Origin of the sequence: Paenibacillus sp. NPDC056722, assembly GCF_042790635.1 — a bacterium.
Taxonomy (GTDB): domain Bacteria; phylum Bacillota; class Bacilli; order Paenibacillales; family Paenibacillaceae; genus Paenibacillus_AQ; species Paenibacillus_AQ agri.
The window spans coordinates 173,292-185,675 of the sequence record NZ_JBHTYV010000001.1 but is presented as its reverse complement, the minus strand read 5'-3'; the positions used below and the strand labels follow the sequence as shown (position 1 = coordinate 185,675).

The 12,384-nt window shown below is 49.8% G+C and carries 9 protein-coding genes; 8 read left to right on the top strand and 1 reads right to left on the bottom strand.

Annotated elements, in window-relative coordinates:
• Window positions 1–10: 10 nt before the first annotated feature.
• Genes ACFRAM_RS00885 through ACFRAM_RS00865 form a run of 5 tightly spaced genes read left to right on the top strand, consistent with a single transcriptional unit; the run spans window position 11 to window position 5,275 of the window.
• Window positions 11–736 (top strand): phosphonate ABC transporter ATP-binding protein, encoded by a 726-nt coding sequence (locus ACFRAM_RS00885; RefSeq protein WP_175373197.1) that lies wholly within the window; start codon window positions 11–13, stop codon window positions 734–736.
• A 19-nt stretch (window positions 737–755) separates the two neighbouring features.
• Window positions 756–2,045 carry a hypothetical protein gene (locus ACFRAM_RS00880; protein ID WP_379464083.1) on the top strand — a complete coding sequence of 430 codons (1,290 nt, stop codon included), beginning with the start codon at window positions 756–758 and terminating at the stop codon, window positions 2,043–2,045.
• Window positions 2,038–2,736, top strand: a complete 699-nt coding sequence (locus ACFRAM_RS00875) for a response regulator transcription factor (protein ID WP_066361525.1) — start codon at window positions 2,038–2,040, stop codon at window positions 2,734–2,736. The genes ACFRAM_RS00880 and ACFRAM_RS00875 overlap by 8 nt, the downstream gene beginning before the upstream one ends.
• Window positions 2,733–4,139, top strand: coding sequence for a sensor histidine kinase (locus tag ACFRAM_RS00870; RefSeq protein ID WP_379464080.1), 1,407 nt, complete (start codon window positions 2,733–2,735; stop codon window positions 4,137–4,139). The genes ACFRAM_RS00875 and ACFRAM_RS00870 overlap by 4 nt, the downstream gene beginning before the upstream one ends.
• A gap of 47 nt (window positions 4,140–4,186) precedes the next feature.
• Window positions 4,187–5,275: a GNAT family N-acetyltransferase gene (locus tag ACFRAM_RS00865; protein ID WP_379464078.1), complete on the top strand. Its 1,089-nt coding sequence runs from the start codon at window positions 4,187–4,189 to the stop codon at window positions 5,273–5,275.
• Window positions 5,276–5,528: 253 nt separating this feature from the next.
• On the opposite strand, the gene ACFRAM_RS00860 is transcribed toward ACFRAM_RS00865, so the two are convergent.
• Entirely contained in the window at window positions 5,529–6,755 is a 1,227-nt protein-coding gene (locus ACFRAM_RS00860; RefSeq protein ID WP_379464076.1) for a glucose-1-phosphate adenylyltransferase, read from the bottom strand.
• 216 nt (window positions 6,756–6,971) lie between these two features.
• On the opposite strand from ACFRAM_RS00860, the gene glgB reads away from it, so the two are divergent.
• From glgB to ilvD, 3 genes are all read left to right on the top strand, one after another.
• Entirely contained in the window at window positions 6,972–8,912 is a 1,941-nt protein-coding gene (glgB, locus tag ACFRAM_RS00855; protein WP_379464074.1) for a 1,4-alpha-glucan branching protein GlgB, read from the top strand.
• Between the two features lie 37 nt (window positions 8,913–8,949).
• On the top strand, window positions 8,950–10,374 hold the full coding sequence (gene glgA, locus ACFRAM_RS00850) for a glycogen synthase GlgA (RefSeq protein ID WP_379464072.1): 1,425 nt from the start codon (window positions 8,950–8,952) through the stop codon (window positions 10,372–10,374).
• 293 nt (window positions 10,375–10,667) lie between these two features.
• Window positions 10,668–12,362, top strand: coding sequence for a dihydroxy-acid dehydratase (gene ilvD, locus ACFRAM_RS00845; protein WP_379464070.1), 1,695 nt, complete (start codon window positions 10,668–10,670; stop codon window positions 12,360–12,362).
• The last annotated feature ends 22 nt before the right edge of the window (window positions 12,363–12,384 follow it).

Below are 12,384 nucleotides of genomic sequence, written 5' to 3'. Positions count from 1 at the left end.
GAGCTGAACTATGATCACAGTTGAACATTTAGCCAAAGCAGTCGGGGAGACTAAGCTTCCGGTGCTGCAAGACATCGGTTTTCAGTTGGAAGAAGGGGAATTTGTTGCAGTGCTCGGGGGGAGCGGCAGCGGTAAATCTACCCTGCTGCGTTGTTTGGCGCTACGGGAAAAATGGGATCGGGGAAATTTCCGCGTAGATGGAAAAGATATATTGAAGAGCGGTTTCTCCGGTAAACGGAAAATCCGCCGCGAATGGGCCTATCTTGAACAGAATGCCGAGCTGAATCCTAATCGGACCGCACTGAAGAACGTGCTGATCGGCCAATCCGCCCAAACTCCATTATGGCGTATGGTAACAGGAATGGTCCGCTCAGATGATTATATGGGAGCCATGGACGAATTGGAGGCCCTTGGCCTGCTAGACAAAGCGAAGCTTAAGGCAAGCCAGTTAAGTGGTGGTGAGCGGCAGCGTGTGGCAATTGCCCGCGCCCTGGTGCATGGCGCCAAGGTCATTCTGGCGGATGAGCCTGTGACAGGGCTTGATCCGAAGTCCGCAGAGCGGGTCATGGAGAACCTTCGCAAGCTGTGCAAGGAAAGCGGCTTGACGGTCATCGCCGTTCTGCCTATAGAGCTAGCAGAGCGTTACGCCTCGCGCCTGTGGGTATTGAAGGACGGTCGTATCAAGCATAACGTTAACGGCCGCCGCTTGACCTCTCAGGAGCGTCTCAGCCTTTAATCAAGGAAAAGAGTGATGAATGTTGAATAGAAGAATCATAAGCCGGCTGGCCGCAGCGTCACTGGCGCTGTCGTTGCTCTCGGGATGTACGTTCATCAGCGACCCGGTATCCCAGATGAAAACGCCGCGGTTGTCGGCAGACAAGGCAACATTGATGACTGCGATTACATCGATGATACCTTCGGGTTCTTCGCTGATCCGGCCAAAGAATGATGATGACAGTTCGATCCGTACGGAGGATTTGAACAAGGACGGGATCATGGAGACGATCGTTTTCTATGAGACACCGGGAGAGGCTGTGCAGATTCATGGCATGCTTCTGGAAAAGCAGGGGGATGCCTGGGTCAAGAAGCTGGTCTTTGACGGTGATGGTACAGTGCTTGAATCACTGGATCTGAAGGATGTTACGAACGACGGGAAACTGGATATTATTGCCGGGTACTCCCGTGGTGAAGACAAAGGAATGGTAGTCTATAGTTATTCTAACGGTACGCTTGAAGAAGTACTGCAGGTTCCTTATACCAAATATATTATAGATGATTTGAATCGCGACGGTATCCAGGACATTACTGTGGTTTCTTTCAAGCGCAACGAATATGCGACCATTACAACTTATCAATACGCCGATGGCGGCTTCAAGGTGCTGGATAAGCTGGATAACATCGATCCGTATTTTAATAATTATTACAATATTGTCGCAGGAAAAGTAGCGGAAAACAAAGAAGGTATCGTACTGGATGCAGCCGTGGAGTCCAATTCCGCCTACACCTCTGTGGTGGTCATGGAGAACAACAAGCTGCGGGTTGTTGTGCATGGGGATGATCGGACCCTGAAAGACCGGAAAATTGTTAGCGAGGACATCGATGGCGATGGTATTATTGAAATCGGTTTGCTGGAGAAGCCCAAAGGCTGGGAGTATTTTGATCCCAATACAGTACCCTATTTCAATTCCTATTATAAATGGGACGGCAAGGATGGCCTGACGTTTGCCATGCAGCAGTATCGTGATCCTGCCGACCGTTTCTTTATCAATTTTCCGCCAGAATGGCATGGAAACGTCACGGTGGATACGAAGTCTGTTCTGGATAAATATCTGAAGTTTATTCTGGCCGATACCGGGGAGACGGTTGCCGAAGTGTCATTCTTCTCGCCGCATGAATGGGAGCAGCTGAAGAATAGCAACTGGGAGCTTTGGGGACGTGACGGCAATACATTCATTGGCTACCGGGGGAAGCTGGATCAGAAGACCAACGGGGGAAACAACAACAAAATCACCACCCCGATCGAAAGGAAGGGAATAGATGAGTAAAGTGCTCATATTGGAGGACGAAGAGTCTATCCGCAGTTTTATTGTTATCAATCTGAAACGTAACGGGTTCGAGGTACTGGAGGCGGCGGACGGCAACGAAGCGCTGCACAAGCTGACTACGATTCCTGATATTGATATTGCGCTCCTGGATGTCATGGTTCCCGGCATTGACGGATTTGAAGTGTGTCGTCGTGTACGCGAGAGCAACGAGCGGCTGGGCATTATTTTCCTCACAGCCAAAGTTCAAGAGCAGGATAAAGTCTACGCGTTGTCGGTAGGCGCGGACGATCATGTTAGCAAGCCGTTCAGTCCTACAGAGCTGATTGCCCGTATTCAGTCGCTGTTGCGCCGGGTTAACGTTCACCGGGAGCCATCGGCCAAAGTCTCGTTCCAATCCGGACATTTTACGCTGGATCTGATCTCCAAGCAGTTCAAGCGCAGTGGGGAGCTTATTGAATTGACTCCAACAGAGTTCTCGCTGGTGCAATTTTTCCTGGAAAAAGAAAATACACCGCTTAGCCGTGATCTGCTGCTCGATCATGTGTGGGGCAAGGAATATATGGGAGATCCCAAAATCGTGGACGTGAACATCCGCCGCCTGCGTCAAAAGATTGAGAATAATCCCTCTGAGCCGGAATATCTGCAAACGGTGTGGGGCCACGGCTACAAATGGAGAGGCCAAGGACAATGATAAAGAAGGGGATGCGCAGACAGATCGTACTGCATTACATTCTTGTAGTCTTCTTGGCGCTTCTCCTGGTAGAAGTGATTTTCCTGCTGGCTATTCGGACCTACTACTACGACAGCATTTATAGTAAGATTACCAATCAACTTAGTACGGCAGAGACCTATTTTAACAAATACCAGGTTACGGGCATGGATTCAACGGTTCGTCTGCAGGATCTGCTGGACACCTTCTCGTTTAATAACACAGAGCTTGAGGTGCTGACTCGTAACGGTGATATCATCACCAGCTCTACAGGGTTCCAGCCAGACCGGACAATTACCACCAGCGATGTTCCAGAGGCGGCAGGCGGGAGTATCGGCCGCTGGGTTGGCAGACAGCCAGGAACCAACGAAAGTGTCATGGCGGTCTCCAAAATGCTGCAAATTCACGGTCGGGATGTCTACATTCTGAGATACCTCACTTCGGTGGAGTTTATTAACAGCGGGCTGTTGAATCTCACTCTGCTCACCGTAGGGATCGGCGCAGCTGTACTGGCTATTGTTGCGCTGTTCAGCTTCGGACTTGCCAACTCCATCGTTAAGCCGCTGAATAATATTACGGCTGTATCCGCCCAAATGGCGAAAGGCAAATTCAATACAAGAATCAAGGGCAACTATAGGTACGAAATTGCCGAGTTGGCCACCACGATCAATTATATGGCCCAAGAGATAGTACGCAGTAATCAGATCAAGGATGACTTTATCTCGTCAATCTCTCACGAACTGCGCACACCACTCACCAGTATCAAGGGCTGGAGTGAGACCCTGGTGTCTGGAGGCTATGATCCGGAGGAAACGAAGCTTGGCATGGGAATCATCTCCAAAGAAAGTGATCGGCTGATTGGGCTGGTAGAGGAGATTCTCGACTTCTCCAAGCTGCAGCAGAATGAAATGAAGCTGTCTATCGGTATCGTTGATATGAAGGTGCTGCTGCAGGAGACCATTCTGAATGTCTGGGCGAAGGCAGAGAAGAAGAGAATCCATTTGCTTCTGGAATGTGATGACGCTGTGTTTGTAAAGGGTGACGCCAACCGACTGAAGCAGGTATTTCTGAATCTTGTCGATAATGCCATTAAGTTCTCCCATGAGGATTCCAGTATTGTGCTGACTGTGCAATCACTGTCTAATCAGGAGGTTGCCATCATTGTCCGGGATAGCGGGATCGGGATCAGCGAAGCCCATCTGGCCAAGGTCAGGGATCGCTTTTTCCAGGTGGATGCCCTCAATGGCGGAACTGGACTGGGGCTTGCCATTACCCAACAGATCGTCGAACTGCATAATGGCCGGATCGAGATGCATAGTGAGCTGGGTAAGGGGACACAGGTCACTGTCATTTTGCCGCTAGCTACAGAGCAAGCTTTAGTCTAATAAATTCGATCGGATTTAGATAAACACCAGGATAGGGGGAATTGGATATGGCGGAACCGGCTACTGGAGAGAACGGGGAGAACCTATCCTCGCAAGATCCAATTCGTGTCGAACGCGTAGGTGTGGACAGGACGGAGGATATTCTGCGGATGTTGAGAGCGGCCGCTCAATGGATGGTCGATAACGGAATCCGTCAATGGTCAACGGACCAATTCACGGCTCAGGAGATAGAAGGTTATTTTGACCAGAGGGAAGTGTACTTGGCGCTCGATGGAGAGACCCCTGTAGGTCTGTTCACCCTCCAATTCAGCGATCCTCAGTACTGGGGGAACAAGAATGATGACGGCTTTGCTTACTTGCATCGTCTAACCGTATCCGGGCCTTACCGGGGCAGTGGTCTCGGTGAGCAAATGATCCTGTTCGCCGCTAAACAGGCGCTGAAGCTGGGCCGTAAGGGTCTTCGACTGGATACGGTGTCACATAATGTCAAGCTGAACCGTTATTATCAGAGCCTGGGGTTCCGTTATCAGGGCACGAATGATGCGGGGGGCGGGCGTCTCGTAAATCTGTATCAGTATCATGAGAACAGTGAGGACCCGGACGATATTCTGCTTCGCTATTTCTCGGTGGCTGATTTCCCGCTGCTACAGAGCTGGAGTCTGTCGCCGGATTTTCTGAAGCAATGGGCTGGACCTTCGCTGACCTACCCTCTGGACGACGAACAGCTGCAGAAATATATGGAGAATACCAACCATCCGGCACAATCGTCACTGTTGATTTATAGTGCTGTGCACAGGGGCAGCGGAAAGGTGGTTGGACATGTCAGTCTAAGCCAGATCAATAGGGAGGACAGTCATGCCCGTATCTCCCGGCTGGTGGTTGATCCGCAGTTTAGAGGTCGGGGGATCGGGTCCCGGATGCTGCAGGAGGCTCTGCGGATTGGTTTTGCAGGACTTGGGCTGCATCGCCTGGCACTAAGTGTGTTTGACTTTAATACTGGCGCTCGTAAGTCTTATGAAGCAGCAGGTTTTGTTCATGAAGGGACGCAGCGAGAAGCGGTTCTGATCGGTGGACGATATGTGGATTGTCTTGATATGTGTCTTCTAGACCGGGAATGGCAGGAGCTTCCCCGTTAAACTTAGCGTATTCATGTCTCATCTTAAGCTGTTTTTGGCGCGGAGCATCTGTGCTGAAGGCAGCTTTTTATGTTTTGTTGGGGAGCAGCGAAGGCTCAGATCTCAAAACACATCAATAACGCGCATCTCCATTAGAGAGATGCGCGTTTTATAGTTGTTATAAGCAGAATGATTATTCTGCGACACAATAATATCCTTTTATAGCTTTGTATCAGACTCAGGACGTAAAGTGTTGATATGGTTAACGCTGTACTTAGGAAGGAAGCCCTTCAGCGGCCCGAAGCCTGCCGGTCTTCTCATAAACATCCTGCAGTAAGCGCGAGGGCTGAGTCCGAATCACTGGCTTCGCAGCGACAATCTCATGCGGTCCGACGACAACAATGTTGTCTGTGCTGCCTTTGATGATGGCTCCGTCCTTGATGACAGCACCTTCGCCGATAATCGCGTTCTCAATGTGCACTCCGCGTCCGATGCGGGCACCTGGCATCACTACACTTTGTTTGATGACCGACATTTTGCCGATCTCAACGCCTCCGAAGACGACTGAGCGCTGCAGGCTTCCTTCCAGTGTGCAGTAGTCGTTCACCAGGCAGTCAGCACCTGACATTTGGCTACGCGACTTGTGAACGGATAGCTTGGTACGACGGGCTCGACTGTACATTGGCCACACTTCATTTTCAAGCTTCCAGCCATTATCTGTTGTCAAGAGGTCCATATGTGCTTCCCAAAGACTGTCTACGGTTCCAACATCTCTCCAGTATCCCTGAAAACGATAAGCGAACAGATCATCATTGGTACTAAGCATGCCCGGAATGACATCTTTACCGAAGTCATGGCTGGAGTCAGTGTTGGCAGCGTCACGTAGCAGATGCTCTTTCAGGTAGTCCCAGCGGAAGAGGTAAATGCCCATAGAAGCAAGATTGCTCTGCGGTACCCTGGGCTTCTCGGCGAATTCGGAAATCTTCAGCGATTCGTTCACGTTCATTACCCCAAAGCGGCTGGCTTCCTCCCAAGGCACCTCCATCACAGAGATGGTGGCTTTGGCGTCTTTGCCGATGTGGTATTCCAGCATCTTCTGATAATCCATGTGGTAAATATGATCACCGGAGAGAATCAGCACATTCTCCGGATTCTGATTGTCAATAAAATCAATGTTCTTATAAATAGCATCGGCTGTTCCTGAATAAAGATCTCTGCCTTCAGTGCCGGAAGGGAGAAGAGTCACACCTTTGCCGTTCTTTGTATGGAGCCCCCAGGGCTCACCTTCTCCGATATGACTGTGCAGCGATTCGGCTTCATATTGCGTAAGTACGCCTACAGTGTCAATATTGGAATTGACACAATTACTGAGGGGAAAGTCAATGATTCTATACTGTCCGCCGAAAGGGACTGCCGGTTTAGCCATGCTGGACGTCAGGGGGGCCAATCTTCGTCCTTCCCCACCGGCCAGTAGCATGGCGATACATTCTTTTTTACTCATTTGTTATCCCTCCCATTTTTTTGTCAATGCTTGTAATATAAACTGTGGGCCCAGTCTTGAAACGACATAGGTGAAGTATATTGCTGTGAAACTGGAAAAATTACATGAATTATTTTCTTTATCCATAAAAAATTTCTTTTCAAGTCAAATCATTTTCAAATGGAACTTTTTCGGGTAATGTTATAGGTGCATCCTATTTAAAAAGGTGGTGATGAATTGGCTGAGACACCAAGAACAGAAACCCTCCCGTCAACGGATGATATCGATATTTATTTGTTTCATGAGGGCACGCACTATCACAGCTATAACATCCTAGGTGCGCACATTGCCGCTTGGGAAGGGACTTCCGGTGTGCGCTTTACCGTGTGGGCTCCTCATGCGACATATGTAGGTTTGGCCGGCGATCACAATGGCTGGGACGGAACGCAGGACATGGACACGTTATATAAGATACCCGATTCGGGATTTTGGAGTCGGTTTTTCCCGGGGATGAAGCTGGGAATGTTATACAAATATAGAATTATTGCCGCTGATGGCACAAGCTTCCTCAAAGCTGACCCTTACGCGTTCAAAGCCGAGGTTCGCCCTGCAACCGCTTCGGTTGTGACTGATCTTCAGGGCTATCGCTGGGGCGATGCCGCCTGGCGGCGCAAGAACAAGACTCCGTACAACAAACCCCTTAATATTTATGAAATGCATCTAGGCACATGGCGGCAAAAGGAAGACGGGCAATTCTACACTTATAAGGAACTTGTCGATCAGTTGATTCCTTATCTGGTGGAAATGAGCTATACCCATGTGGAATTCATGCCGCTGGCAGAACATCCATATGACTTGTCGTGGGGCTACCAGGGGACAGGCTATTTTGCAGCAACCAGCCGCTATGGTGAGCCGCATGAGCTAATGTACCTCATAGACCACCTCCACCAGGCAGATATCGGTGTGATTCTGGACTGGGTGCCTGCTCACTTTGCCAAGGATGCTCATGGTCTGAGACGTTTTGATGGTTCGCCACTATATGAGTATGCTGATCCGCTGTTGGCCGAAAAGCCCGGCTGGGGCACACTTTCCTTTGATTTCAGTAAGCCTGAAATATCTTCATTCCTGATTTCCAATGCACTGTTCTGGTTTGAACTGTACCACATAGACGGAATGCGGGTGGATGCGGTAACCAGCATGCTGCGTCTTGACTTCGAGAAACAGCACCACCAATATCGCCCCAATGCCAATGGTGGACTAGAGAACCTGGAAGCTATATCCTTTCTGCAGCGCTTGAACAAAGCTATATTCCAGCATTATCCTCATGCCTTAATGATGGCCGAAGAATCCAGTGCCTGGCCCGGTGTAACTGCACCTGCCCATGAGGGAGGACTTGGCTTCAATTACAAATGGAACATGGGCTGGATGAACGACACCCTTGGATACATAGAACATGACTTCGGGGCGCGGCCCTACCATCATAATTTGCTTACCTTCCCGATCTGTTATGCGTATTCCGAGAACTACACCCTGCCCCTATCCCATGATGAAGTTGTGCATGGCAAGAAATCGTTGCTGGACAAGATGCCTGGGTCATATGAGCAGAAATTTGCTGGCCTCCGGCAGCTGCTAGGTTATCAGATCACTCATCCCGGCAAAAAGCTGCTGTTCATGGGTGGCGAATTTGGACAATTCATCGAGTGGAAGGATCAGGAGCAGCTCGATTGGCTGTTGCTCGATTATGAGCGTCATCGCCAGATGTTGGCTTACACCGCAGCTTTGAACAAATTGTACCGGAGTGAAAAAGCTCTATGGGAGCAGGACCATACCTTGGAGGGATATCAGTGGATCGATGCTGATGACAACGGTCAGAGCGTCATTTCTTACATTCGCCGAGGTAAGCGTCCTGTGGACACGCTTCTCATTATCATTAATTTTCAGCCGGTGGAACGCAGCACGTACCGGATTGGAGTGCCACGTGCGGGAATCTATGAGGAAATATTCAGTTCGGAGTACCCGGCTTATGGCGGTTCCGGTATCCTTAATGCACCTTTGAAGAGCAGCAAGCAGAAATGGCATAATCAGATCAACAGTATTGAACTGGTTCTTCCACCGCTGAGTTTTGTGGTGCTGAAGAAGGCGCCTCGTGTCAGTAAGAAGATCGAGACGTCAGAGTAATCGTGAACAAATACAGAAGCCGAAGGGGGAAATAAACATGAAAGTTTTATTTGCCGCAGCCGAAGGTCATCCGTTTATCAAAACGGGTGGTCTGGCCGATGTTATTGGTGCCCTGCCTAAAGCACTGAAGGGTGCAGGGGTGGATGTCAGAGTCATTATGCCAAAGTATCGCGGAATTCCTGAAAAATTCACCTCTCAGCTACAACCGGTTACCGTAGTCAACGTCCCGGTCGGCTGGCGTAGCCAGTATTGCGGTATTGAACGACTCGTGCATGACGGGATCACGGTGTATTTTATCGACAACGAGTATTATTTCGGGCGGGATGCCATTTACGGATATATGGATGATGGGGAGCGTTTTGCCTTCTTCAACCGTGCCGTGCTGGAATGCCTGCCGGCCATCGACTTTCAGCCGGATGTGCTGCATTGCCATGACTGGCATGCCGCTGTGATCCCATTGCTGCTGCAGGGGCATTACCGCCACAACCCTTTTTACAGTGATATACGCACGGTGTTTACGATCCACAATCTGCTGTATCAGGGAGTGTTCCCATATGAGGTGCTGAGCGAGCTGCTTGGTCTTGACAGTAATTATTTCCTCGGTGTGGAGTACTACGGCAACGTGAATTATATGAAGGGCGGCCTTGTATATAGCGATTATATTACTACTGTGAGTCCGACCTATGCCGAAGAAATCCGCACACCTTATTATGGTTATGGGTTGGACGGGTTATTGAATGAGCGGGCAGGCAGTTTGAGCGGAATTGTGAATGGCATTGATACTAAAAGCTACAATCCAGCGTCTGACCCTCATATTTTTACCCGTTACCGTTCCAATCTGACCAAGAAGGCCGAGAATAAGGTGGGATTGCAGCAGGAGCTCGGTCTACCGGTGAATCCCCAAGTTCCGCTGGTTGCCATGGTTACCCGTCTCGTGGATTCCAAGGGCTTGGATCTTGTGACACGGGTGCTGGATGAGCTGCTATATAATGATGAATTTCAATTTGTCGTCTTAGGAACCGGGGATGAGTCTTATGAGCGCTGGTTCCGCGAAGCAGCCTGGCGATATCCTGATAAGGTGTCTTCACAAATTACGTTCAGCGAAGGTCTGTCTCGCAAAATATATGCCGCAAGCGATCTGTTCCTTATGCCCTCCAAGTTCGAACCATGCGGCATTAGCCAACTACTTGCCCTCCGCTATGGCAGCATTCCGGTAGTGCGGGAGACGGGCGGGCTGAACGATACCGTGCATTCCTACAACGAAGTGACGGGGGAGGGCAACGGGTTTACTTTCAAGGACTATAATGCACATGATATGATGCACACCTTGCGCAGGGGGATTTCAACCTATAACCAACCTGAGCATTGGAAAAGAATCACGAAGAATGCCTTCGCGGGAGATTACAGCTGGAATGTATCTGCACAGCATTACATTGATATCTATAAGAGAATTACAGGATAGCAACCAAGAAATTCTCCCGGCAAGATATAGAGTAGAAACCATAATAAACCGTTTCCTAAGATCAAGAGATCTTGGGGAGCGGTTTTTTATATGTAGAAAACAACTTGATTTTAATATATATATGCGATATATTGCATACTAAGAAAAAGAGGATAAGAAAATGATTCCCTTACTATTTCTCTTTAGTAATTTGGAATGTCCACGAAGGTAGCAATTAATTGCGAAGTTTGGAAAAGCTATAGAGAAAGACTGCATAAGCTATATGAACTGATCTATTAGAAAAGGGTGAGAACATGTCAACAAGTAAAGATCTGAGAATACGCAGCAAAGTCATCAGCGAGGGCGTTAATCGTGTGCCGAACCGGGCCATGCTCCGGGCGGTAGGCTTTACAGACGAGGATTTCAAGAAGCCGATGATCGGCATTGCAAGCACCTGGAGCGAAGTCACTCCGTGTAACATGCATATTGACCAACTGGCGGTCCAGGCTAAAAAAGGAGTTAAGGATAACGGCGGTGCGCCGCTCATCTTCAACACGATCACCGTTGCAGATGGAATCGCAATGGGTCATGAAGGCATGTCTTTTTCCTTGCCCAGCCGGGAAGCCATAGCCGATTCCATTGAGATTGTCATGGGCGCGGAACGTCTGGATGCACTCGTCGCAGTTGGCGGCTGTGACAAGAATACGCCGGCCTGTCTGATGGCAATTGGTCGGCTGAATCTGCCAGCAGTCTACGTATATGGTGGAACGATACAGCCGGGTACGCTAGATGGTAAGAAGGTGGATATCGTCACGGCTTTCGAAGCGGTTGGACAGTATCATGACGGCCGAATGACCGAGAAGGAGCTGCACAAGATTGAATGCAGCGTCTGTCCAGGTCCGGGTGCCTGTGGCGGCATGTATACCGCCAATACGATGGCTTCCGCTGCCGAAGCATTGGGTATGAGCCTGCCCGGATCTTCCTCAACACCTGCAATTTCCCCAGACAAAGCAGAGGAATGCGCTAAGGCAGGGAAACAGGTACTGAGTCTGCTGGAGAAGGAGATATATCCGCGGGATATTATGACGAAAAAAGCTTTTGAGAACGCCATAACACTAGTCATGGCCCTCGGCGGTTCCACGAATGCTTTCCTGCATCTGATTGCGATTGCCCATTCTGTAGGAGTTGATTTGACCTATGACGATTTTGAGCGCATCCGCGTTAAGGTTCCACATCTTGCTAATCTTAAGCCGAGCGGTAAATATGTGATGCAGGATTTGAATGATATCGGTGGCGTGTCCGGCGTCATGAAGGTACTGCTGGAAAGAGGACTGCTGCATGGGGATTGCCTGACCGTCACTGGCAAGACGCTGGCAGAAAATTTGGCTGAGGCTGCGCCGCTTCCAAAGGATCAAGATATTATCCGTCCGTTCGATGAGCCTCTCAAGGCTGACGGACCGCTGGTTGTGCTTTGGGGTAACCTGGCGCCGGAAGGAGCGATCGCCAAGATGTCCGGGATGAAGAAGCTTCGCTTTACCGGTCCGGCGAAAGTGTATGACAGTGAATCTGAGGCCACGGATGCCATTCTGAATGATGAAATCCGCAAAGGCGATGTTGTCGTTATTCGATATTGCGGTCCTAAAGGTGGCCCCGGCATGCCGGAAATGCTCTCGGTAACTGCTTTAATTGTCGGAAAAGGCTTCGGCGGTGACGTAGCGTTGATTACCGACGGCAGATTCTCCGGTGGTTCCCACGGCTTTGTCGTGGGTCATGTGGCCCCGGAAGCGCAAGTCGGCGGACCGATCGCACTGCTGCAGACTAATGATCTGGTGACGATCGACAGTGAAGTGCAGGAGATCTCATTCGAAGTTACACCGGATGAATTGGAGCGCAGAAAGGCCGCATGGAACAAGCCAGCGCTTAAAGTCACAAGAGGTGCGCTTGCCAAGTATGCGCGTCTTGTCTCTTCAGCGGCGAAAGGCGCTGTAACGGATCTGCCGGAGGAATAATGAAACAGGCTGTCCCTGCCAT